Raw genomic sequence first — 22,808 nt, forward strand, 5'->3', positions numbered from 1 at the left:
CTCCCTCCGCTGATCAACCGCCGACGAGCTGGACGAGCTTGATGAAGACCAGCTCCGGGTCAGTGGTGAGGTCCACGACCTCGTCGAGGTCCTCTACCTGGCGGTCACCGGCGAGCAGAAAGAAGCCGTTGCTCAGGAAGGCCCGTTCGGCGATGTCGGCCTGGCGTTCCCAGTCGATCCGCCGGGCCTCGCGCATCCGATACCCGTTCAGCTCCGCCTCGGCGTCGTCGGGCCGGACAAGCCCGTTGAAGTGATGGGAAGGGCGCGCGTTGAACCGGGCGACCTCCTCCCGGACCCGCAGCCGGATCAGTTCGCGCACGGTCATGCTCTCGGGGAGATCGGGGATCTGGAACTCGTCGACGGGCCTGCCGGTCGCCGTCTCATCCCGGAAGGTCACTCTGGCCATCAGCCACCTCGCTTGATCTGCAACAGGATCGTCTCATCGGTGATCTCGGTGTCGTCGGCGAGCAGGAATGCCTTGCTGAGGATCAGGGCGAGGCGTTCGTCCTCGAACGGCAGGAAGACCTTGCCGGGGCTCGCGCCGCGGACCGGGACGATGCACAGGTAGGAGTCGTCCGGCTCCATCAGGATGTTCGCGCTGCCCAGATGGATCTTGTACGTGCGGAGCTCACCTCGGACGACCAGATGGCGGCCATCGATCGAGCACCTGTCCGCGATCTTCGTGCGGGGAATGATGCGCGCCAGGGCATCCCGCCGCACTTCAGCGCTCGCGGTGAGCTCGCCGAAGCTCTCTCTGCGCCAGTACGCGCGGAGGCGGTCCTCGCCGTGGTCGGCCCAGTCCGGATCGGCGGCGAGCGACGTGACTCCGACGAAGAGGTCGACGTCCCGCATCGCCTCGCTGAAGACGATGGCGGGTACGTCGGCGAGCGGCGCGTCCCGCCAGGTCCCGTCCTCCCGGCGGGCGAAGCGCACCTGGTCGGTGGCTGCCAGCTCGAGGTCCTCGGCCCAGTCGGCGTACTCGTGGTAGAAGCTCGCCCGCCACTCCCCCGCCGCGAGCGTCCGCTCCGCGTCGGCCTCACCGCCGCCGTCCCAGGGTCCCAGCATCGTGGTCGTCCAGCCGCGCCCTTTGAGCAGCGCGTACAGCCGCCGGTAATGCACAATGTGCGCCGCGAACCGGTTGGAATAGGACCGGGTCTCCAACTCCGCCGGCGTGAGGAGATAGATCTCCCGGAACGCCTGCTTGAACGGTTGCCGGATCCGCCGTTCGGTCAGCAGGTCCCGCCACGCCCGCACCTCACCGGGCTGAGCGCGGATGGGATGCCAGAGCCGGACCAGAGCGTCGTCTGCCGAACGAACCTGTCCGCCCGACGAGTCCTTGAGGACACTGCCGGCCTCGGCCGGGAGCACCGCCCGCCAGTCGCCGGGGGAGACCTCGATCTCCCAGATCAACCGGGAGACCATCGTCCCCGCGATCGGGTGCGCGGCCAGCTCGTCCCGCCACCGGCCGTACGGCTGGACGCCCTCGACGGTGAATCCTGCCTCCAGCGCCCGGCCGAGCGTGGTCAGGTGGGCGCGGACCCGCTTCACCAGGTCGCGCAGTTCCTTCACCGTTTCGCTGTGATCGCGCCGCACGGCCGAGGGCACTGAGCGCAGTGGCTTCCCACCCGGCCCGTGCCACGCGAGGTCGACCTCGTCGGTCACCGTGATGACGGCCTCATGGTCGCCCAGGGGCGTGCGCAGCATGCCGTCCCGATCGAAGCCGAGGTCGGGCAGCCGCAGCGCCACCTCGGTCCGGTCGGCCAGCGCGACCTCGATCTTCTTGAGCATCCGGTCGAGCTGCTTGGGCACCGCGGCGTGCCGGGCGATGCCGCGCACCGTGCGCAGCAGGGTCACCACCTCGGGGATGGGGAAGTCCTGCGCCGCGCGGGCGATCTCATACAGCAGCGCCTGCGAGGGCAGGGTCTTGGCCTTCGTGGGAGCGACCGCGATGCCGGGCAGCAGCCGCTCAAGCAGCTCCGGAAGCCACTTTTCGTCACGCAGCAGCACCACCCGGGCCGCGCGCCCCAGCACGTCCACCTCATCCCCGGTGAAGGCCTTGTCCGCCACGTACGGAATCTCGCCCGCCTGGATGGCGGCGGCCCGGGTGCCCGCCGCCTCGAGCGCCCGCCGCGCGAAGTCCGCATAGCCGACGGCGGCCAGCCGCTGCCAGGCGTCCGGCAGCATCGCGGGTGACTGGTACGAGCGGTCGGTCACCTCGGCCACCAGCGCCAGGTCGGGCACTTCCCACGCCAGGAACAGACTCAGCTCGTCCTGGGCGATCGTGCCTTCCCGGCCGAGCCGCCGCGCGGCCTTCCGCCGCAGGTCCTCACCAGCCAGCCCCGCGACCGCGAGCAGGGCCCACGGATGCTCGGTCCGCCCCTTATCGAGCATGAACTGCACCAATGTCCGCGCGGGCTCGGTGAGATCATCAGGCCAGGGGCCCGCGCAGCGCAGCAGGGCTCCCGCCGCCAGCGACAGGTCGGCCCACTTCCGGCGGGTCAGCCCGTCGACGAGGGCGGCGAACAGTCGCCGGCACGAATCGGGGCTGAACCGCACCTGCCGTTCCCGGGCGGCGTGCTCGACGAGAAATCTCGGCGAGGTGGTCGAACTCACGTAGGCGGCGGGCAGGAGCGCCCCGAGCTCCTCGTCGCTGATCTGGGAGAGATCGGGCCATCCTCCAGGGAAGTACTGTTCTCCCGGCGGATGATCAGTGAGTTCGGCGAGCACGGTCGCGGCCACGGGCGACAGCACGATGTCGGGGACGGCGGTGTCGCCGCTGTCAGCGGTCATCGAAGTTCCTTGATCTGACGAAGGATCGTCTCGTCGGTGATCTTCGTGTCATCGGCGAGCAGGAAGGCCTTGCTGAGGATCAGGGCGAGGCGCTCGTCCTCGAAGGGCAGGAACACCTTGTCGCCGCCTTTGCGCCGGGAGGGCACGATGCAAAGGTAGGAGTCGTCCGGTTCCATCAGGATGTTCGCACTGCCCAGATGGATCTTGTACGTCCGCATGTCTCCCCGGACCACGAGATAGCGGCCCGCGAAGGAACAGCGCTTCGCGATCTTGGTGCGCGGAATGATCCGCTCCAGGGCGTCCCTGCGTACTTCGGCGCTCGCCGTAAGATCCCCGAACGTGGTCTCCCGCCAGTACGCGCCGTAGCGCTCCTCGCCGCGATCGACCCAGTCGGCATCGGCCGCGATGGAGGTCACCCCGACGAACAGGTCAACATCCCGCATCGCCTCGCTGAACACGATGGGCGGCACCGTGTCGAGCGGTGTCTCTCGCCACTGTCGACCGTCCCGCCGCTGGAATCGGACCTGATCGGTGGCGGCGTAGTCGGGGTAGTCCGCGCCCTCGTCGGCGTTCTCGTGGTAGAAGCACGCGCGCCATGCCCCCTCGGCGAGAACGCCGATCGCCTCTCCCGAATAGCCCCCGTCGTAACTGCCGAGAAAGTTGGCCTGCCAGCCGCGTTCCTTGAACAGCGCGTACAGCCGGCGGTAATACACGATGTGCGCCGCGAACCGGTTGGAGTAGCCGCCGGTCTCCAGTTCGGCGGGCGTCAGCAGGTAGATCTCACGGAACGCCTGCTTGAACGGCTGGCGCATCTGGTTGACGGTGACGAACTCACGCCAGGTACGGATCTCCTGCGCGCTCGCACGGATCGGATGCCACACCCGTACGCGGGTTCCCTCGCCGGGCGTGGGCAACGGCCGTCCGCCGGCGGTGACGAGCCCGCCGTCGGCCGGTGTGGCCGCGGTCCACTCACCGTCCGGCCCCTCGAACTCCCAGATCAGCCCGCGGGCGACCACGCCGGTGACGGGGTGCTCGCGGTAATGGCGGTTCCATTCGCCGTACGGCCAGACGCGCTCGGCCGACATCAGCCCTTCGATCCGGGCCCGCTCCCCCGAGAGCGTCCCGCGCACCTCCTTGAGGAGCGCCTTCAACTCTTTGATCTCGTCGGCGTGGGACTCCTTGAGGGCCGTGGGCGCCGACCGCAGCGCGCGGCCATCGGCGGTGGCATAGATCAGCCGCACTGTCATCGGATCCACGATCACCACCGCGGCCTCGTGATCTCCCAGTTTCCGGACCAGTGAGCCGTCGGCCCCCAGCCCGTGCGCCGGGACACTACGCTCGATCAGCTGTCCGGGCGTGATGCCCTGCCGCGCGGCCGCCGCTCGCAACGCCGTGTCGAGTTGCTTGCGCAACCCGCGATGCTTGATCTTCGCCTGCAGTCGCCAGAGCGCCTCAAGCGCCGACGGGTCGTCGATGTCCCCCAGCGCGTTGATCGCCGCTCCGGCGAGTACGAGATCTTCGATGACATCGCTCTTGATGTCGACCGCCCGCTCGGTGAGCCTCGTCAGGGACCCCACCGCCGATGAACCTCCTGCGAGCGCGGCGGCCCAGACCAGACCGCGCGCAAGATCGGCGTGGTTCGGATGGGCCAGATAGTGGAGGTGCAGATCCGCGACCCATGCCGGGTACTCGTGCTTGGCGCTGCAGAAGGGGGCACCGGTGGCGAGCCCCCGCAGGCACTGCTCGACAAGGTCATGGGCGGACGCCGACTCCACGAGTTCCAGGCAACGCCGCCGCCATTTCTGCGACGGTCGCGGCCGGGCCAGGTCAGCGGCGTGCAACACCAGCTCGGTCAGGGCCGCCGGCGGGGCACTCTCCAGCCGCTCTCTCAGCGGTGCGGCCCAGGAGTCGTACGGCGGCAGCACGCCTTCCGGCAGCCTCGCATCGTCGGCCGTGGTGAGGAGTTTGCGGAGGCGGCCGAGCAGGGCCCGCCGCTCGCTCGCACCGATCCCCGAATCGCGCATGAGCGCCTGGCTCACGTGGTTCAGCGAGGGCACGACGGCCCGGATGTCGTCGGGTGTGAGGTCCTCCGCGGCGTTCAGCACCAGTGAGAGGGACTCGGCGAACCAGAACGACAGCTCATATTCGGTGACCCGTGCGAGCATCACCGCGACCTCGGTCGGCGTCCACCCCCGCGTCCCCGGCATGACCAGCCGCAGCTCGTCATAGTGGTCCCACAGGGTGTCGGTGAACTCCGCCGCCAGCATCAAGGTGAGGGCCGCCGCCCTCCGCTCGGCCTGGTCCCGGCAGTCCAGGAGTCGCTGGGTAAGCTCCACATGCGCCTCATGACCTGCTGCGGCGAGCTCCTCGTGCTCCCGGACACCACGGCTGCGCAAACGCGCCGTGAAGTTCTGGCGCAGCCGGTCGAGAAGATCCACCAGCCATGGGAGCGTGTCGGCCGCCTTCATGCGGACATCGTCGAGACCGTCGTCCACGCGGGCGCGTTCCATCAACCGGTCGTAAAGCATGCCGGGATCATGGCGTAGAGGTGTGACAGAAGACCGGGTCGCGGCAAGGCCATGGCCCTATCGCATAACGATCCGGTCGCGTACTCTCGCGGCTGGCCGCATGCTTAGAACGAGATTCGGGACAGCCTTATGAGCTCTCCGCACAGCGTTGTGATCATCGGGGCCGGGTTCGGCGGGATCGGCATGGCGATCCGGCTCAAGCAGGCGGGCGTGCACGACCTGGTGATCCTGGAGAAGGCCGACGAGCTCGGCGGCACCTGGCGGGACAACACCTACCCGGGCGCGGCCTGCGACATCCCCTCCCGGCTCTACTCCTTCTCCTTCGCCCCGAAGACCGGCTGGAGCCGCAAATTCCCGACCCAGCGGGAGATACTCGACTACCTGCGGGACTGCGCGGACACCTACGGCGTCACCCCGCACATCAGGTTCGGCACCGAGGTTCTCGGGGCCGCCTTCGACGAGGACTCCGCGGTGTGGCGGGTGCGCACCGAGGGCGGGGGGCTCACGGCACAGGTGCTGATCTCGGCCTGCGGCCAGCTGAGCCGCCCGGCCATGCCGAGGATCGAGGGCCTGGACACCTTCGCGGGGACGAGTTTCCACTCGGCCCGCTGGGACCACGGCTTCGACCTGACCGGCAAGCGCGTGGCGGTCATCGGCACCGGGGCCAGCGCGGTCCAGTTCGTGCCGCCCGTCGCCGAGCGGGTCGCCCGGCTGCACGTGTTCCAGCGGTCCGCGCCGTACATCTTGGACAAACCCGACCGGCCGTACGCCGCGTGGGAGCGGGCTCTTCTCGATCTCATCCCGCCGCTGCGGGCGCTGGGCCGGGCGAGGACCTACCTGGCGGTCGAGGCACGCGCGCCGGCCTTCGTGAAGTACCCGCGGCTGATGGCGCGCGCCGTCGAGGTCAGCCGGCGGCACCTGAGCGAGCATGTACGCGACCGCGATCTGCGGCGGGCGCTGACCCCCGACTACCCGATGGGCTGCAAGCGGATCCTCCTGTCGGACGACTACTACCGGGCGCTCACCCGGCCCGGCGTCGAGCTCGTCACCGACCCGATCGAGCGGATCACGCCCACCGGGGTGGTGACCCGCGACGGCACGGAGCGGACGGTGGACGCGATCATCTACGGCACCGGGTTCGAGGCCGGGGCCTTCCTCGCGCCGATGCGGATCACGGGGCGCGGCGGCCGGGAGCTCACGGACGCCTGGCGGGACGGCGCGCAGGCCTACCTCGGCATCACGGTGAGCGGCTTCCCCAACCTGTTCCTGCTGTACGGGCCCAACACCAACCTCGGCCACAACTCGATCATCTACATGCTGGAGTCGCAGATCCGCTACATCCTGGGCTGCGTCACGGCCATCCGCCGCCACGGGCTGGCCTGGATCGACGTGCGCCCCGAGGTCCAGCGCGCCTTCATCGAGGACGTGCGGGAACGCATGGGGGCGACCGTGTGGAGCCAGGGCTGCTCCAGCTGGTACCTCGACGAGCGGGGCCGGCCGGTGACCAACTGGCCGGGATTCACGATGGCCTACCGCCGCGCCACCAGACGCCCCGATCCGCGCGACTTCCAGGTGCGGACGGCATGATCGTGCATGGCGCGCGGGCCTAGACTCGGCTCCATGCCCACCGCCCTCATCACCGGCGCCACCGCCGGAATCGGCGCGGCCTTCGCCCGCCGCCTCGCCGCCGACGGTTTCGACCTGGTCCTGCTCGCCCGTGACGAGCCGCGGCTGGCCGGGGCGGCCGAGGAGCACCGCGCGAAGTACGGCGTGGCCGTCGAGGTCCTGGTCGCCGATCTCTCCACTGAGGACGGCCTGCGGGCGGCGGAGGGCCGGGCGGCCGCCGGGGTCGACCTGCTGGTGAACAACGCGGGCTTCGGCAACAAGGGCCGGTTCCTCGACGTGCCGCTGGCCGACGAGCTCACCATGCTGAAGGTCCACTGCGAGGCGGTCCTGCGCCTCACCCATGCCGCGCTGCCCGGCATGATCAAGCGCGGCCGCGGCGGGGTCATCAATGTCGCGTCGGTGGCGGCGTTCTTCTCCAGGGGAACGTACGGCGCCTCGAAGGCCTGGGTGGTCGGCTTCAGCGAGGGCGTCGGCAACGACATCGCCGGTACGGGCGTCAACGTCATGGCGCTGTGCCCGGGTTTCACGCACACCGAGTTCCACGACCGCGCCGAGATGGACATGTCCGGGCTACCGGGCTTCATGTGGCTCGACGCCGATGAGATGACCGACGCCGCCGTGCGCGACTTCCGGCGCGGGGTGCGGGTCAGTGTTCCCGGCGCGCAGTACAAGGCCATCGTGGGGCTGGGCAGGCTGGTGCCGCGCGGCCTCGCCGGCCGGTTGTCCTCGCGTACGGGGCGCAAGTACCGCTGACCGGCCCGTACAGGTGACCGGCCCCTAGGAAACGGCAGCGCTCACCGCGGGCCGGCGAGCGCGGGCAGCTTGACGCGCTCGGCGCCCGCGTAGATGTTGAAGCGCCGATTCCGCAGGAACCCGACGAGCGTCATGCCGAACTCCTCGGCGAGCGAGACCGCCAGGCTCGACGGGGCCGAGACGGCGCAGACGACGGGGATGCCGGCGGCGAGGGCCTTCTGCATGATCTCGTAGCTGGTCCGGCCGCTCACCATGAGCACGTGGTCGCTCAGCGGCAGCCGGCCGGACATCAGCGCCCAACCGATCAGCTTGTCGACCGCGTTGTGCCGGCCCACGTCCTCGCGCACGCAGACCAGGGAGCCGTCCGCACCGAACAGGCCCGCAGCGTGCAGGCCGCCGGTGGACTCGAACAGGCCCTGTGCCTTCCGGAGCGCGTCGGGCAGGCCGTACACCGTCTCGGCATCGACCGACGGGCCGGAGCCGAGCACCGGGCAGCCGCGGATCTTGAGGGCCTCGAGGCTCTCCTTGCCGCAGACGCCGCAGGCGCTCGTGGTCGCGAAGTGCCGGTCGAGGCCGGGCAGGTCCGGCAACTCGTCCAGCGTCACGTTGACGATGTTGTACTGCTGCTCGACGTCGACGTCGGTGCAGTAGGAGATCCGGCGGATGTCCTCGGGGCTCGCCACGACGCCCTCGCCATGCAGGAACCCTGCGGCGAGCTCGAAGTCGTGGCCCGGGGTGCGCATGGTGACGGCCAGCGTCCGGCGGTCACCGCCCGCCAGCAGCCGGAGCTCGAGCGGCTCCTCGGTCGCGAGGGTGTCCCGCCGCACCCGCTCCTGCCCGTCGTCGACCACGTGCACCTTGGCACGGACCGTGCTGCCCGGGCGGTCACGCATGGCCGGCGCTCTCGCCGTGCCGGTCTGGCCTCACGTCCATGGCAGCGGGTACCTCCGATCGCGCCGCCCCGGGTTCACCGCGGAACGCGACGTCACCGGCCCCCTGGGCTCCCAACACCGTGACACACCCGGTCAGCCTCGATCAAGCCCGCCCGGGCTCACCGCGCGAGCAGGTCCAGCGCCACCGCGGCCGACCATGACTGCGGCCGGCCCCCGAAGGGCTCACCGGTGAACGGGTGGTAGTACTCGGCGAACACGCCGTCGGCGAGCTGGTCCAGGGTGGCCTCCCGCATCCGGTACGCGGCGTCCGGTTCACCGCACCGCTCCAGCCCCCAGATCAGCAGCCAGTTCATCGGCGGCCACTGCGGTCCCCGCCAGTAACGCACGGGGTCGAACGCCGGCGCGGAGGGGCTCGTGCTCGGCGGGACGGCGTGGGCCAGTCCGGGATGCCCACACCACGCCGGCGAGGCCAGCAGTTCCAGCAGCCGCCGCTGCCGGGCGGGCTCCAGCCCGCCGCACAGGAGCGGCGCGAACCCGGCGATCGTGTCCATACGCAGGAACGCGTCACGCCGCAGGTCGAGGTCCGCGGCGAACCCGCGCTCGTCGGTGGTGCCGAGAACGCCACGGCGGAACCGGGCCGCGTGACCGAGCAGCTCATCGACGCCCTCGAGGCCGAGCTCGTCGCCGACCGTCGCGAGCTCCTCGCCCGCCGCCGCGAAGATCGCGCTCGCGAACACGTCGGCCACCAGGAAGTCGAGCGAGTTCTGGACGCGCGCGTCGTCGTACCCCGCCCGCCTGAGCTCCTCGACCAGCCACTGGTAGCGCCGGTAGTCCGCGTCCGTGGGGCGCTGCGCGGCGCTCCCCGCCGCCCCGCCGCCCGTGGCGGCGCCGGCGAGCGCGTGCACGTCGGAGCGGCGGAACGGCGTGAACTGCGGGCTCGGGATCACGCCGGCGTACGGTCCGTCCCAGCGGGGCGAGTTGTCCATCCCGCTCTCCCACCCGTGGTAGATGGTGAGCAGGCCACGGCCGTCGGGATCGCGACGCGCGACCAGATAGCGGTGCCAGGCGAGCAGCGCGGGCCAGAGCGCGCGGATCCGGCCGACGACGTCGCGCTGCTCCGCGGCGTCGGCGATGCGGACGGCGTCGAGGATCCGCCGTACCGCGAGCGCGTGCACCGGTGGTTGCAGGATCCCACTCGTCGCGGGGGCCGGCGGCGCGTCCGGGCAGACGTCCCGGCAGGCCCACCGGTCCGGGCCCGGTTCGTACGGCGGGGCATCCGGCGAGAAGACGATGTGCGGCACCATGCCGGTCCGCCACTGGGCGGCGAACAGCGTCTCCAGCTCGGCGAGCGCCCGGGAGGCCGACAGCCGGGCCAGTCCGATCGCGACGAACGCGGCGTCCCAGCTCCACATGTGCGGGTAGAGACGCGGCGCGGCCACCGTCAGGCCGCCCCGGTCGTTGCCGCGCAGCACGTACGCCGCACGGGCCGCCACCTCGGTGCGCGTTCGCAGACCGGCGCCCCCACGGCGTACGCCGCCGGACACGTCGCCGGACTCGGTCAGGTCACCGCTCATCGGTCGCTCCCCCTCATCGGTCGCTCCCCCTCATCCGTCGTTCCCCCTCATCGGTCGCTCACGAGCACCCGGCCGGTGTCCCGCTCGTAACAGCTCAGCCGGTCCGCGCGAAGGTCCAGCCAGAGATCGTCTCCGGCTCCCACCGGGAAGTCCGGCGGTACCTGGACCTTGATCCGCTGCTCCCCCAGCACGGCCGTCACGAGCGTCGTGCTGCCGAGTGGCTCGGCCACCTCGGTCACCGCCCGGAGCGCACCAGAACGTTCCGCCCGGTGCGCGGTGATGGTCTCGGCCCGGACGCCGATCCGCACCGGCCCTTCGGCGAAGGCGGCCCACGACCCGGGTGCGGCGGACCGCTGGCCGGCCACCTCGATGACCGCCTCTCCCCCGTCCCGCCGCAGCGTCGCGTCGAGGAAGTTCATCGGCGGGCTGCCGATGAACCCGCCGATGAACTCCGAGGCCGGCGAGTCGTACACCTCCATGGGCGGCCCGCACTGCACGATCTCACCGTCCTTCATGACCGCGACGCGCTCGCCGAGCGACAGCGCCTCGACCTGGTCGTGCGTGACGTAGACGCAGGTGGTGCCGAGATCGGTCAGGAGCTTCTTCAGCTCGGCGCGGAACTGCAGCCGCAGGAGGGCGTCCAGATTGGACAGCGGTTCGTCCATGAGCAGCACGTCCGGCTCCATCACGATCGCCCGGGCCACCGCCACGCGCTGCCGCTGGCCACCGGACAGCTGGGAGGGGTAGCGGTCTAGGTAGTCCTCGAGCTGGAGCAGGCCGGCCGCCCACGCGATCTTGTCCTGGATGACGGCCCGATCGGCCTTGCGCATCGCGAGCCCGAAGCCGATGTTGTCGGCGACCTTCTTGTGCGGGAACACCGCATAGCTCTGGAAGACCATCGACAGGTTGCGTTCGCGCGGTGCCCGGTAGGTGACGTCCCTGCCGCCGATGCGGACGCTGCCGCGGTCGGGCAGCTCCAGTCCCGCGATCATCCTCAGCAGGGTGGTCTTGCCGCAACCGGACGGGCCGAGCAGGACCATGAATTCACCGTCTGCCACCGTCAGCGACACATCGCGGGTCGCCGGCCGGCCGCCACCCGGATAGGTCTTGTGCAGCTGCGAGATCTCGACCTCGGCCATCGGTTCAGGTGTCCTTACCGGAGCGTCGTGCCCCACATGTTGAGCAGATATCTGCGCATGACGAAGATGAAGATCAGTGCCGGCACGAGCAGCGCGAATCCCCCGGCGAACCGGTAGGGCAGCGGGCTCCACTGCAGGGAGCCGAGCACCTGCGCGGGCAGCGTGCGGTTGGTGAGCGTGAGCACCGCGGCCCCGAGCACCTCGTTCCACGACAGCACGAACGTGAAGAGGGAGGCCGCCGCGATGCCCGGCAGGGCGAGTGGCGCGACCACCTGGCGGAACGCACTCGCGCGGGTGCAGCCGAACACCAGCGCGGCCTCCTCGAGGTCGCGCGGCACCGCGGTGAAGATGCTCGCGGTGATGAGGACGGTGGTCGGCAGGGCGAGGGCGGTGTGCAGCAGCGCGACGGCGAGAACGGTGTCCGACAGCCCGGCGGTGATGAAGAACCGGGCGAGCGGCACCGACAGCACCACGATCGGCAGAGCGCGGGTGAACAGCAGGAACAGCTGATAGGCGTCGCGTCCGGCGAAGACGTGCCTGGCCAGCGCGTAGCCCGCCGGTGTTCCGATCGCCACGGACAGCACCAGCGTGAGCAGCCCGACGACCAGGCTGTTGAGGAAACTCGGCACGACGCCGGTGGCGCCGAGGAACGACCGGAGGGTCTCGGTCGACACGTCGGCGGGCGCGAACGACTTGGGGAACGCGTTCAGCGACTCGCGGGTCGAGAACGCGGCGAGGGTGATGAGGTACATCGGCGCGGCCATGAACGCGGTGATGGCCAGGCACGCCACCTGGACGAGCATCCTGTTGCGGCGCCTGCGGGCCAGCGGCGCGCGGTCGACGCCGGCGTCCGGAGCGGCCGCCCGATCCGGCGCCGCGGTCCCGGCGGCGGTCATCGGGCGCCCCTGATGACGTCCGGCTGCCGGAGCGCGCGCAGGTACACCGTGGCGGTGAACATCGAGACACCGAGGATGATCATCGCGACCGCCGAGGCCGCGTAGGGGTTCTGCAGGTTGACGTACCACTCGTACGTCTCGCCGATCAGCAGCGGGAAGTTGCGGCCGGCGAGCGCCTGGGCGACCGCGAACGTCTGGAACGCGAGGATGGTCCGCAGGATCAGCGCCACCTGGATGCTCGGCCGCAGCAGCGGAAGCGTCACATGGCGGACCCGCTGCCACAGGGTGGCGCCGAAGACCTGGGCCGCCTCGTCGTACTCCTTCGGGATGACGCTGAGCCCGCCGACCAGGATGATGAACACCAGTGACGTGGCCCGCCACAGCTCGGCGACGACCACCGCCGCCAGCATCGTGCCCGGGTGCTCGTAGGACAGCCATTCGTAACCGGACTCGCTCAGCCCGAGCCCCGCGAGGGCGGAGTTGAGGTAACCCTGGTCCGCGAAGATCGCGAGCCATACGAGCCCGGCGGCGAGGTCGGAGATCGCCAGCGGCACCGCCCAGACGTAGAAGTACAGGCCGGACAGCCTCGGCCGCTCACGCAGCAGCAGCGCCATCGCGATGGCCAGCGCGAACTGCAGAGGGATCACGATGACGATGAGCAGCGCGGTGTTGCGTACCGCCGGCCAGAAGTGCGGCTCGGCCGTCATGCGCCGCACGTTCTCCCATCCGTACCCGCCACCGGGGGTCTGCACGGAGGCCAGCACGCCCTGGATCAGCGGCCAGCCGAACAGCGCGAGCATGAACAGCGCGGACGGGATGAGCAGCAGGTACGGCACGGGCGGCCGCCTCGCCCGGGCGGGTCGCGATGCGGCCTCGGTCATCAGGCCACCTTGCACTGCTGTCCCGCCACGGCGGCGTCGGGCCGCCAGCACGGCGCCTTGGCCTCGTCGAGCAGCCGCTGGAGCTCCTTGGCCTGGCGGTCGAGGGTCCGGCGGATGTCCTCGCCGTCCAGCACGATCCGGGTGAAGGCGTTCTTGAAGACCGTGTCGAGCTCACCGTCCCGCGCGCCCATCCCGACCGGCGCCAGCGACAGCAGAGCGTCGGAGGCGCCCTGCTGGGCGGTGACCGCGCCGGCCTCGAGCCGGATCCCCGGGGGCAGGTCGGCGGGGATGCTCGCCTTGACCGCGGGGAAGAAGGCGTTCTTGCGCAGCACGTCGACCTGGATGTCCGGCCGCGACAGGGCCTCGATCAGCTTCTTGGCCTCGTCCTGGCGGGGCGCGCCCTTGGGGATGGCGAGCCCGGCGACCACCGGCATGTAACCGCGCCCCTTGGGCCCGGAGGGCGCCGGGACCATGACGAAGCCGTCCGGCGTGTTCGTGGGCGCCTCGGTGAGCCGGGCGACGTGGTCCCAGGCGATCTGCACCTGTCCTGAGGCGAGCGGCTCCTGCATGAACTCGAAGTTGGTGCTCGCCCGGACCGTGACCGACCACAGCTCGCGGAGGTACTCCCACATCCGGACGGCGTCGTCACTCCGGAACGTCGTGATCTGGCCGCCGGTGAAGGACGGGTAGAGGTAGCCCTCAAGGAAGCGGTGCAGCAGTCCCTTCGGCCCCGCCGGAAGGCCGAAGACCGGCTTGCCGTTCGCCGACCTGGCGGCCTTGGCCCAGGCGAGGAGCTGGTCGTAGGTCAGCTTGTTCACGTCGGCACCGGAGGGCAGGTGCTCGAGCGCCTTCTTGCTCGCCGCCAGGATGAACGTGGCCTGCATCCAGGGGATGAAGTACGTGCGGTCGGTGCCGAACTTCGCCAGGTCGAGCACCTCGCGGTCGTAGCCGCGCCCGGACAGCCGGGCGGCGACGTCGGAGAGGTCCTCGAGCCGGCCGGGGGCGAAGGGCGCGAGCTGGCCGTAGAGCCCGCCGATGACGTTCACGGTCGGCTTTCCCGCCTGCAGCTCCGCGTTGAGCCGGGCGGCGAACGGTCCGGTGTCCATGGGGACGTACTGCGTGTCGACGCCCGCCTTCGTGAGGATCTCGCGGAATCGCTGGCCCTCTTCGATCGGGTTGAACTGGGTCGACAGGAAGACCAGCTTGCCGCTCCCTCCGCCGCTCGTGCCGAAGCCTCCGCAGGCCGACACCAGCGGGGCGAGCGCGCCTGCCACGCCCGCGGTCAGACCGCTACGCAGCAGGGAACGGCGGGACAGGGGTTGCCGAGCGGAGATCTGGGAGGTCACAACGGGTACGGTCACGTCGGCGCTCCTTCCTGCCGGCAGCCGCAGCGGGGGCGGCCACGGCAGAGACTTTGACCGTGGTGATGAACACTTTGTCCGCGATAACAGACATAGTTGCCTGATCGACACTCCCCCACAAGAGGTACCTACGTAACACACGCGCAACATTTCGGAAATCAACCCGTCATCGGGCGTCTTCCACCGGGCGCGGTCAGCGGGTCAGCGGCTCATCGGCGGCGTGACGCTCGCGATCCGCGCGTCCACGACCTCGGGCGAGAACACCCGGTCGGCGACCATCGACGCGGCGCCGACGACCCCCGCCCGCTCCCCCAGCCGACCCTCGGCGATGCGCAGCCCGCGGGTCGAGCGGTACTGCGCCGCCCGGTAGACGACCTCGCGGATCTCGCCGAGCAGGTGGTCGCCCGTGCGCGCGAGACTGCCCGAGATGATCAGCACCCCGGGGTTCACCACGCTCACCACCATGGCGAGCACCTCACCGAGGACCCGCCCCGCCTGCCGCGTCCGCCGTACGGCCTCCGGATGCCCGCTCGCGACGAGCCGTACGACGTCGGCGGCGTCGCGCACCGAGGGATCGATCGACGCGAGCTCCCGGCCCAGCGCCGCCCCGCTCGCCACGGCCGCCAGGCAGCCGAACGAACCGCACACGCACGCGACGTCGTCGTATCCGCGCAGCCGCACGTGCCCGATCTCGCCCGCCGCCCCGCCGACCCCGTGCAGCACACGGCCGCCCTCCACGATGCCCGCGCCGATGCCCGTGCCCACCTTGACCAGCACCAGCGCCGGGCAGTCCGGGTCGGCCACGGTGAACTCGCCGAGCGCCATCATGTTGGCGTCGTTGTCGACCAGCACCGGACCGGGGAAGCGCGCGCCGAGCGCGGACACGACGTCGTACTCCGGCCAGCCGGTCACGATCGGCGTGGGGATCACCCGGCCGGTCCGCTGGTCGACGGGGCAGGGCAGGCCGACCCCCACGCCGCACACCTCGCCCATCGACCGGCCGGCCTCGGCCAGCAGCGCCCCGAACCGGGCGGAGATCCAGTCGACCAGCGCCGCCGGGCCGTCTGCGATCCGCACGGGCCCGGCCGACTCAGCGAGCGTTCGGCCGGCGAGGTCGACCACTGCCACGCGCCCGTGGGTGGCGCCGATGTGCGCCGCGAGCACCACCGCGGACCCCTCGTCGATCTTCAGCATGTTGGGGCGGCGGCCGCCGGTGGAGACGTCGACGCCGCCTTCCCGCACGTACCCGGCGCTCACCAGCTGGTCCACGCGCTGCGCGATGGTCGAGCGGGCCAGGCCGGTGAGCTCCATCAGATCCCGGCGGGTCCGCGCCTGCCCCTGCCGGATGAACTGCAACAGATGTCCCGCCGAGGGAGCACTGACCTGCGGCATGCCGATACCGTCACCTTCCGCGGCGCCGCTTCACGGGCGGTCCCCCGCGTTCCACTGCGGGAACGCCTTGTGCAGGATTTTCGCACGGTCCGCGGGGACTTCTCGCTACCGGGAGGGCGTGGCCGCCACGGTCAACCGGAGGGTCACCTGCCCTTCGCACGGTCCCTCGACCAGCTTGACCGACCCGGTCTCGCGCCGGCCCCGGACGAAGAAGATGTCGGCCTCGATCCCCTCGTTCTCCTCGGCGACCACGTCGAACCCGCCGGCGGTGAGCACCGCGGGCAACGCGGCGTACGACTCGTCGATGGTCGACTCGGCGACCACCGTCGCGCCGACATGGCCGGCCCCGGACCCGACCTCGGTCACCGTCCCGGCCCGGCTGAGGTCCAGCGGCAGCGCGGCGAGCCGGCTCTTCGCGACCGGCACCGGTTCGGCGCACGCGCGCGGCGACCCCCCGGCCGGGTCGCCGCATCCGGCGAGCGCCGCGACGAGCGCCGCGGTCGCCGTCGCCGCGGCGGAGACGGCGACGGCGGCCGGGCGGAGCACGCTCAGCGGACCGGGATCCGGGTGCTGTACATGCCCCTGCCGAAGCTCGCGGCGTACAGCCGCCCGCCGGGCCGGTGCACCCGCAGCTCCATGACCGGGGTCTCCGGCAGCCCGGGGAGCGGCAGCCAGTGGGAGCCGCCGAGCGGGCTGACGAAGACTCCGACGTCGTTGGCGACGTACAACGTCCGGCCGACCTGCACGATGTCGTTGACGGGTGCGTTCGGCAGCGTGCCGCTGATGTTCTTCCAGGTGCTCCCGCCGTCGGTGCTGCGGAAGACGTGCGCCGCGTCACTGCCGGACCGGAAGCCGGACAGCGTCACGTACACCACGTCGGCGTCGGACGGGTCGACCCGCAACCTGGTCACCCAGCGATCCGGCAGACCCGCGTTGATCTTCGTCCAGCCGGCTCCGCCGTCCCTGGTCACCGCGACGGTGCCGTCGTCGGCACCGATGTAGATCCGCTTCGGGTCGCTCTTGGCCACGGCGACCGTGGTCAGCGTTCCAAAGCTGTACTGCGGGTCGGGGCCCTCGCCCTCGGTCAGGTCGGGGCTGATCGGCGTCCAGGTGACCCCGCCGTCGGCCGAGCGGTTCAGGATGTTGCCGCCGTAGTACATGATCGACGGATCGTTCGGGTCGAACTCGAGCGGTGCCTTCCAGTTCCGTCGGGTCGAGGTGGTGGCACCGGTGAAGTTCCGCCCGGTGTTCCCGCCGTCCGCGGAGCGGCTGCAGTTTCCGTACTGCGAGCAGTAGTACACGCGGTTCTGGTCGACCGGGTTGATCAGTGTCTCCAGGCCGTCACCGCACCCGAAGACATGCCAGCCCTCCGCCGAGCCGTACGAGCGGCTGCATCCGTTGTCCTGCGCGCCGCCCACCATACGGCTGGGGTCCTGCTCGCCGACGTCCAGCGTGTAGTACTGCGTGTACGGCTCCGACACGGCCTTGACCCACGTCGCGCCGTCGTCGTCGGTGCGATAGAACCCGCCGTCATTGCCGAGATAGATCGTCCCGGGCGTTCCGTTCTCCCACAGCATGGCGTGCTGGTCGGCGTGCACGTCGGCCGCCCCGTACCCGAAGGTCCGGCCGCCGTCGCGGGACCGGATCAGCGGCACGCCCGCCACCCACAGGTCGCTCGGGTCGCCGGGCGAGACCCAGAGCTTGCCGAACCACCAGCCGTAGCTGCTCTGTGACGAGCGCAGCAGGGGGTCGTCGGGCAGCCGGGTCCAGGTGGCGCCCGCGTCCGCCGACGTCCACAGCCCGTCGAAGTTGCCGAGCCGGTGCACCCGCAGGAGGTAGAGCCGGTTCGGATCGGACGGCGCGACCGTGATGGCCAGCCGACCGGTGTCCGGTCCGGCGGCGGGAAGCCCTCCGCCCAGTTCCCGCCAGGTCGTGCCGCCGTCGGTGGACTTGTAGGCCCGTGACCCGGGGCCGGCGTACTGGCGCAGGTCGGGGCGGCGCTGGTGGTCCCAGAAGGTGGCGTAGAGCGTTCTCGGCTGCTTCGGATCGATCGCGAGGTCGGCCGGGCCCGCCGTCGGGGTCGCTCCGGCGAGCACCTTCCGCCAGCTGCGGCCGCCGTTCTCGGACCGGTAAACACCGCGCTGACCGCCCGGTGCGAAGAGGTCTCCGGACGCGGCGACGTACATGCGCCTGGCGTTCTTCGGATCAACGAGAATCTCGGCGATCCGGTGCGAGTCGGTCAGGCCGGACTGCTTCCAGGTCTTCCCGCCGTCGGCCGAACGGTAGAGGCCGGTGCCGGCATAGGTCGTGCTTCCGCCGCCGGGGCTGGTCTCACCGGTGCCCGCCCACAGGACACCGTCGGGTCCCCGGGTGAGCGCGCCGATCGCCTGCGGGAACGAGTCGGGCCAGGAACGCTGGAAGGTCTTGCCGCCGTCGCCGCTCCGCCACACGCCACCGCTCGCCGCCGCGACCCAGAGCGTGCCCTTGCCGTCCGAGGCGATGTCCTTCAGCCGGCCGCCGATGCCGGTCGGTCCCTCGCTCCGCCAGGTGACGCCCGCTGTCTCGGCGCGGCCGGCGTTGTCGGTCCGCAGTTGCCGGAAGCGGTCGCGGGCACGTTCGTACGAATGGGCGTCGACGACGCTGTCGCCGGCCATCCGCTGCACGAGCATCGCATCACCGGGCTCCTGCCGTATCTGCGCGACCGGCCTGCGCTCCGCGCGGGCGGGCTCCGCGTCGGGATGGACGGCGGCGGCTCCGGCGGTCGCCGCCATGAGCCCCACGACGGCTGCCAGGGTGAGGGATCGCCGCGACATCAAGCCTCCAAATTCCGTTCGGTGCTTTCGCTGCGGAATATCCGGTTCCCGTGATTGTGCGGCACCAACGGCGCGCTGCCCAGCTCAAAACATGCAGTCAAACTTCGTCAATTTGTGCCATAAATATTGATATTAATGGCCAGGGCATTAGGAGCCGGGCGTCTCGCTACAGATTGCTCTAAAATCGCTCCGGATCGAGTGATCGGGAGGTGGAGTGGCGGGTCGATCGCGCTTGCCGGCGGCCCTCGCCCTCACCGGTCTCTTTCTCGCGCCGCTGGTCGTGATGGTGCTCGGCTCGCTGAGGACGCCCGGCCGCCCCCCGGACGGCTTCGCGCTGGTGCCCGACCAGGTGCGCACGGCCAACTACACGACGGCCGTCCGGATGGGAGATCTCGGCGGGCAGCTCGGCAACTCGCTACTGATCATCGCCGTGGCGGTACCGGTGACCGTCCTGGTCGCCTCGTGGGCCGGCTTCGCCCTCATGACCGCGCGCCGCGGCCGGCGGCCGTTGATGGTGGTGACGCTCGTCGCCCTCATGGTCCCCCCGGTCGCGCTGTGGGTGCCGCGGGTGGTGCTGCTCGAACGGCTGGGCCTGACCGACCGCACCCTCGTCGTCGCGCTGCCGGCGATCGCCGCGACCACACCCTTCTACGTCCTGGTGTTCGCCTTCGCCTACTCCCGGATTCCGCGCGGGCAGATCGAGGCGGCCGAGCTCGAGGGCCTGTCGGCCTGGCGGGCCTGGTCGCTCACGTTCCCGCAGGCCCGGCCGGCGGCGTTCGCGGTGGCGATGCTGGCGTTCGCGTCGTACTGGTCGACCGTGATGGACCCGCTGTTGCTGCTGCCCTCACCGGAGCGCCGGCCGGTCTCACTCGGGCTCTGGTCGCTGTCGTCCCTCGACCCGCCGATGTACCCGGTGTTCCTCGCCGGGGCGGTGCTGGCGACGCTTCCGCCGACTCTGGTGTTCCTGCTGGCTCAGCGGGCTTTCCTGTCCCGGACCCTGGGGGTGCGATGATCCGCGCGGTGACGGCGTGCATGCTCGCGACCACACTTTCGCTGTCGCTTGCGGCGTGCGGCGGCGGTGACTCAGGTCCCGGAGGCGACGGCTCGACCATCCGCCTTCAGGTCTCCGGCGAGCCGGAGGAGATCGCCGTCTACCGCGCGCTGGTCGGCGCCTACGAGAAGAGCCATCCCGGCAGGCGGGTCCGGCTCGACGCCGTGGCGAAGAAGTCCGACCACCTCGCCCGGCTGACGACCTCGTTCGCCGCCGGCGGCCCCCCGGATGTGTTCCTCGTCAACTACCGGGAGTACGCGCAGTTCGTCGCACGGCGCGCCCTCTCCCCCGTCGGGCCCGCACTCACCTCGCGCGGCGTCCGGATGGCCGACTACTTCCCCCAGCCGATCGAGGCGTTCACCTACCAGGGGGTTCTGCAGTGCATGCCGCAGAACATCTCCTCCCTGGTCGTCTACTACAACCGGGAGCTGCTGAGCCGCGCGGGCGTCCCGGCACCGAAGGCCACGTGGACGTGGGCCGACTTCGCTCGTACGGCGAAGACGCTCACCCGCGCGGGCGGTCACGGGGTCGGCATCGAGCCCTCCCTCGTACGGGCGGCGCCGTTCGTGTGGGGGGCGGGCGGCGAGGTCGTCGACGACACCAGGTCGCCGACCCGCCTCACCCTGGACACCCCGCAGGCCCGGCGTGCCCTGGACTTCCTGCTCGGGCTGGCCCCGGCCATGCCCGGCGAGAAGGAGGTCGCCGCGCAGGACCTGGAGACCCGCTTCACCACCGGCAAGCTGGCCATGCTGCTGTCGTCCCGGCGCGAGACGCCGACGTTCCGTGAAGTGCCCGGACTCGACTTCGACGTGGCGCCGTTGCCCACGGGACTCAAGCCGGCCGGCATCCTGCATTCCGACGGCTACTGCGTGGCCGCGAAGTCCCGGCGGCGGGAGGCCGCCGCCCAGTTCATCGCCTACGCCGTGGGAAGCCAGGGGCAGACCCTCACCGCGCTCGGCGGCCGTACCGTCCCCTCGCTGGTCTCGGTGGCGAGATCGGGCGCCTTCCTCGATCCCACCCGCCCGCCGAAGAGCTCCCAGGTCTTCCTGGACGGCATCCCCTCGATCCGGCGTACTCCGGTGCACCCACGCTGGCCCGAGGTGGAGGACGTCGTGGCGGCGGAGCTCACCCGCGTCTTCCACGACGGCGCGCCGCTCGACCAGGCGCTGACCCGCATCGACGAGCGCACCCGCCCGTTGCTGGCGGGCGGGGCATGAGCATCGTCATCCAGGGTGTCGCCAAGACCTTCACCGGCCGCCGCGGCACCGCCCCGGTGGCCGCCCTGCATCCCGTGGACCTCGAGGTCGCGGAGACGGAACTGGTCGTCGTCGTGGGACCGTCCGGCTCGGGAAAGAGCACCCTGCTACGGGTGATCGCGGGCCTGGAGGCACCCGAGAGGGGTACCGTGCGGATCGGTGCCCGCGACGTGACGGCCATGCCCCCGGGGGCCCGCGACGTCGCGCTGGTGTCCCAGGAGCCCGCGCTGTTCCCACATCTGCGGATCGCCGACAACATCGGGTTCGGCGAGCGGGCCCGCGGCACGTCCCGCGACGAGGTGCGCAGGAAGGTCACGGACGCGGCCGACGCGCTGGGCATCGGTGCCGCGCTCGAGCGGCGCCCGCACGAGCTGTCCGGGGGCGAGCGGCAACGGGTCGCCCTGGCACGCGCGCTCGTCCGTGAACCCGCCGCCTTTCTGATGGACGAGCCGCTCAGCGCGCTCGACGCCGAGTTGCGACTGCGGATGCGCATCGAGATCAAGGACCTGCAGCGCCGGCTCGGCGTCTCCCTGCTGTACGTCACCCACGACCAGCACGAGGCACTGGCCCTGGGCGACCGGGTCGCCGTGCTCGACGCGGGGCACCTGCTGCAGATCGCGCCGCCGAGGGAACTGTACGAACGGCCCGGCTCGGCGTTCGTGGCCAGGTTCATCGGGGCGCTGCCGATGAACCTGCTGCCGTCGGGTGACGCGGGTGACCAGGTCCTCGGGGTACGGCCCGAGCGGGTCCGCACGGCGCCCGCGGACCGGGGCCGGGTGACCGGCCGCGTGCTCACCGTCGAGCCGGCGGGCGAGGGATGCCTGGCCCACATCGCGGTGCCCGGCGCGAAGGAGCGGGTGCTCGCCCGGCTGCCCTGGCCCGAGGCGCCGGAGGTCGGTGCCGAGACCGGGCTCGACTGGGACGACGGCGATGTGCACCGCTTCAGCGGCGCGGACGGCCGGCGTACCGGGTGAAGGGCGGGCTGCGCTCCGCACGGCGGGCCGGAACCGGCGTCCTCGCGACGCCGTACCTCATCGGCACCGCCCTCGTGGTCGGGCTGCCCCTCGCCGGCACCGCGGGCCTCGCGCTGACCGAGTACCACGGGTTCGGCGCTCCGGTGTTCACCGGGACGGCCAACCTGCGGCGGATGGGCGGCGACGAGCTGCTGTGGACCTCGCTCCGCAACTCCGTGATCCTCGCGGCGATCGTGGTGCCGCTGCGGCTGGTGCTATCGGCGGGATGCGCGCTGCTGCTCACGCCGCCGACGCGGACGGTGCGCGCCGCCCGCGCGGCCGTCTACCTGCCGACGGTCGTGCCGGACGCCGCCTGGGCACTGCTGTGGCTCTGGCTGCTCAATCCGCTGTACGGTCCGCTGCCGCTCGCCCTGGAGGGGCTCGGCCTGCCCTCGCCCGGCTGGCTGACCTCGCCCTGGGGCGCCCGCGCCGGCGTCGGGCTGATGGTCGGCCTGCAGATCGGCGAGTCGTTCGTGGTCGCCCTCGCCGCCCGGCAGCTGATCCCGGCACGGTTGTACGAGGCCGCGGCGATGGAGGGCGCCGCCCCCGGGCATGTCCTTCGCCGCGTCACTCTTCCGCTGCTGAGCCCGGTGCTCGCGCTGCTCGCCCTGCGCGACCTGGTGATGGTGCTGCAGATCACCATCGTGCCGGTCCTGCTCGTCACCGAGGGCGGCCCCTACTACGCCACGCTCACCACGCCGCTCTACCTCTACCGGCGGGCGTTCGACTACGGCGAACTCGGTTACGCGAGCGGGCTGGCCATGATGCTGATCGTCGTCACCGCCGGCGCCGTGGCCGCGCAGATCCTCGTCCTGCGGCGCCTGCGCCTGCTCTGATCGGCC

18 protein-coding genes are annotated in these 22,808 nt (G+C 71.3%); 6 read left to right on the top strand and 12 right to left on the bottom strand.

Annotation, left to right across the window (positions count from 1 at the left end; translation table 11 throughout):
- Positions 1 to 13 precede the first annotated feature (13 nt).
- Genes HKK74_RS22310 through HKK74_RS22320 form a run of 3 tightly spaced genes read right to left on the bottom strand, consistent with a single transcriptional unit; the run spans position 14 to position 5,318 of the window.
- Positions 14 to 406, bottom strand: coding sequence for a hypothetical protein (locus HKK74_RS22310; RefSeq protein WP_187245217.1), 393 nt, complete (start codon positions 404 to 406; stop codon positions 14 to 16).
- Positions 406 to 2,790: a DUF4132 domain-containing protein gene (locus HKK74_RS22315; protein WP_187245218.1), complete on the bottom strand. Its 2,385-nt coding sequence runs from the start codon at positions 2,788 to 2,790 to the stop codon at positions 406 to 408. Before HKK74_RS22315 ends, HKK74_RS22310 begins: the two co-directional genes overlap by 1 nt.
- Complete coding sequence (locus HKK74_RS22320; protein WP_187245219.1) at positions 2,787 to 5,318, bottom strand: DUF4132 domain-containing protein; 2,532 nt, start codon at positions 5,316 to 5,318, stop codon at positions 2,787 to 2,789. The genes HKK74_RS22315 and HKK74_RS22320 overlap by 4 nt, the downstream gene beginning before the upstream one ends.
- Positions 5,319 to 5,447: 129 nt before the next feature.
- Between HKK74_RS22320 and HKK74_RS22325 the strand changes: the two genes are divergently transcribed.
- Complete coding sequence (locus HKK74_RS22325) at positions 5,448 to 6,905, top strand: flavin-containing monooxygenase (protein WP_187245220.1); 1,458 nt, start codon at positions 5,448 to 5,450, stop codon at positions 6,903 to 6,905.
- A gap of 33 nt (positions 6,906 to 6,938) precedes the next feature.
- A complete protein-coding gene (locus HKK74_RS22330; RefSeq protein WP_187245221.1) occupies positions 6,939 to 7,697 on the top strand; it encodes an SDR family NAD(P)-dependent oxidoreductase in 759 nt (252 codons plus the stop codon).
- 41 nt (positions 7,698 to 7,738) lie between these two features.
- Here the strand turns inward: HKK74_RS22330 and fdhD are convergent, their stop codons facing one another.
- The 9 genes from fdhD to HKK74_RS22375 form a co-directional block, all read right to left on the bottom strand.
- Positions 7,739 to 8,590, bottom strand: a complete 852-nt coding sequence (gene fdhD, locus HKK74_RS22335) for a formate dehydrogenase accessory sulfurtransferase FdhD (protein ID WP_187245222.1) — start codon at positions 8,588 to 8,590, stop codon at positions 7,739 to 7,741.
- A gap of 158 nt (positions 8,591 to 8,748) precedes the next feature.
- Positions 8,749 to 10,164: a glucosylglycerate hydrolase gene (gene ggh, locus HKK74_RS22340; RefSeq protein ID WP_246491863.1), complete on the bottom strand. Its 1,416-nt coding sequence runs from the start codon at positions 10,162 to 10,164 to the stop codon at positions 8,749 to 8,751.
- Positions 10,165 to 10,211: 47 nt separating this feature from the next.
- A complete protein-coding gene (locus HKK74_RS22345; protein WP_187245223.1) occupies positions 10,212 to 11,303 on the bottom strand; it encodes an ABC transporter ATP-binding protein in 1,092 nt (363 codons plus the stop codon).
- 14 nt (positions 11,304 to 11,317) lie between these two features.
- Complete coding sequence (locus tag HKK74_RS22350; protein ID WP_187245224.1) at positions 11,318 to 12,199, bottom strand: carbohydrate ABC transporter permease; 882 nt, start codon at positions 12,197 to 12,199, stop codon at positions 11,318 to 11,320.
- Positions 12,196 to 13,080 (bottom strand): carbohydrate ABC transporter permease, encoded by an 885-nt coding sequence (locus HKK74_RS22355; protein ID WP_187245225.1) that lies wholly within the window; start codon positions 13,078 to 13,080, stop codon positions 12,196 to 12,198. The genes HKK74_RS22350 and HKK74_RS22355 overlap by 4 nt, the downstream gene beginning before the upstream one ends.
- Positions 13,080 to 14,441, bottom strand: coding sequence for an ABC transporter substrate-binding protein (locus HKK74_RS22360; RefSeq protein ID WP_222722596.1), 1,362 nt, complete (start codon positions 14,439 to 14,441; stop codon positions 13,080 to 13,082). The genes HKK74_RS22355 and HKK74_RS22360 overlap by 1 nt, the downstream gene beginning before the upstream one ends.
- Positions 14,442 to 14,642: 201 nt before the next feature.
- Positions 14,643 to 15,833 carry an ROK family transcriptional regulator gene (locus tag HKK74_RS22365; RefSeq protein ID WP_187245227.1) on the bottom strand — a complete coding sequence of 397 codons (1,191 nt, stop codon included), beginning with the start codon at positions 15,831 to 15,833 and terminating at the stop codon, positions 14,643 to 14,645.
- Between the two features lie 105 nt (positions 15,834 to 15,938).
- Positions 15,939 to 16,379 (bottom strand): hypothetical protein, encoded by a 441-nt coding sequence (locus tag HKK74_RS22370; RefSeq protein WP_187245228.1) that lies wholly within the window; start codon positions 16,377 to 16,379, stop codon positions 15,939 to 15,941.
- A 2-nt stretch (positions 16,380 to 16,381) separates the two neighbouring features.
- Complete coding sequence (locus HKK74_RS22375) at positions 16,382 to 18,646, bottom strand: WD40/YVTN/BNR-like repeat-containing protein (protein WP_187245229.1); 2,265 nt, start codon at positions 18,644 to 18,646, stop codon at positions 16,382 to 16,384.
- A gap of 214 nt (positions 18,647 to 18,860) precedes the next feature.
- Between HKK74_RS22375 and HKK74_RS40140 the strand changes: the two genes are divergently transcribed.
- Genes HKK74_RS40140 through HKK74_RS22395 form a run of 4 tightly spaced genes read left to right on the top strand, consistent with a single transcriptional unit; the run spans position 18,861 to position 22,802 of the window.
- Positions 18,861 to 19,658 (top strand): carbohydrate ABC transporter permease, encoded by a 798-nt coding sequence (locus HKK74_RS40140; protein WP_222722597.1) that lies wholly within the window; start codon positions 18,861 to 18,863, stop codon positions 19,656 to 19,658.
- Positions 19,659 to 19,678: 20 nt separating this feature from the next.
- A complete protein-coding gene (locus HKK74_RS22385) occupies positions 19,679 to 20,914 on the top strand; it encodes an ABC transporter substrate-binding protein (RefSeq protein WP_187245230.1) in 1,236 nt (411 codons plus the stop codon).
- Positions 20,911 to 21,927, top strand: a complete 1,017-nt coding sequence (locus tag HKK74_RS22390) for an ABC transporter ATP-binding protein (RefSeq protein WP_187245231.1) — start codon at positions 20,911 to 20,913, stop codon at positions 21,925 to 21,927. The genes HKK74_RS22385 and HKK74_RS22390 overlap by 4 nt, the downstream gene beginning before the upstream one ends.
- Positions 21,924 to 22,802: a carbohydrate ABC transporter permease gene (locus tag HKK74_RS22395; RefSeq protein ID WP_187245232.1), complete on the top strand. Its 879-nt coding sequence runs from the start codon at positions 21,924 to 21,926 to the stop codon at positions 22,800 to 22,802. Before HKK74_RS22390 ends, HKK74_RS22395 begins: the two co-directional genes overlap by 4 nt.
- Positions 22,803 to 22,808 lie beyond the last annotated feature (6 nt).

This window comes from Actinomadura alba (assembly GCF_014323705.1).
GTDB classification, from domain to species: domain Bacteria; phylum Actinomycetota; class Actinomycetes; order Streptosporangiales; family Streptosporangiaceae; genus Actinomadura_C; species Actinomadura_C alba.

Excerpts from the sequence above, each read along its gene's own strand:
- HKK74_RS22355 (WP_187245225.1), bottom strand. The coding sequence starts at position 13,080 with ATGACCGAGGCCGCATCGCGACCCGCCCGGGCGAGGCGGCCGCCCGTG.
- HKK74_RS22385 (WP_187245230.1), top strand. The coding sequence starts at position 19,679 with ATGCTCGCGACCACACTTTCGCTGTCGCTTGCGGCGTGCGGCGGCGGT.
- ggh (WP_246491863.1), bottom strand. The coding sequence starts at position 10,164 with ATGAGCGGTGACCTGACCGAGTCCGGCGACGTGTCCGGCGGCGTACGC.
- HKK74_RS22390 (WP_187245231.1), top strand. The coding sequence starts at position 20,911 with ATGAGCATCGTCATCCAGGGTGTCGCCAAGACCTTCACCGGCCGCCGC.
- HKK74_RS22350 (WP_187245224.1), bottom strand. The coding sequence starts at position 12,199 with ATGACCGCCGCCGGGACCGCGGCGCCGGATCGGGCGGCCGCTCCGGAC.
- HKK74_RS22315 (WP_187245218.1), bottom strand. The coding sequence starts at position 2,790 with ATGACCGCTGACAGCGGCGACACCGCCGTCCCCGACATCGTGCTGTCG.
- HKK74_RS22365 (WP_187245227.1), bottom strand. The coding sequence starts at position 15,833 with ATGCCGCAGGTCAGTGCTCCCTCGGCGGGACATCTGTTGCAGTTCATC.
- HKK74_RS22375 (WP_187245229.1), bottom strand. The coding sequence starts at position 18,646 with ATGTCGCGGCGATCCCTCACCCTGGCAGCCGTCGTGGGGCTCATGGCG.
- fdhD (WP_187245222.1), bottom strand. The coding sequence starts at position 8,590 with ATGCGTGACCGCCCGGGCAGCACGGTCCGTGCCAAGGTGCACGTGGTC.
- HKK74_RS22320 (WP_187245219.1), bottom strand. The coding sequence starts at position 5,318 with ATGCTTTACGACCGGTTGATGGAACGCGCCCGCGTGGACGACGGTCTC.
- HKK74_RS22330 (WP_187245221.1), top strand. The coding sequence starts at position 6,939 with ATGCCCACCGCCCTCATCACCGGCGCCACCGCCGGAATCGGCGCGGCC.
- HKK74_RS22325 (WP_187245220.1), top strand. The coding sequence starts at position 5,448 with ATGAGCTCTCCGCACAGCGTTGTGATCATCGGGGCCGGGTTCGGCGGG.
- HKK74_RS22310 (WP_187245217.1), bottom strand. The coding sequence starts at position 406 with ATGGCCAGAGTGACCTTCCGGGATGAGACGGCGACCGGCAGGCCCGTC.
- HKK74_RS22345 (WP_187245223.1), bottom strand. The coding sequence starts at position 11,303 with ATGGCCGAGGTCGAGATCTCGCAGCTGCACAAGACCTATCCGGGTGGC.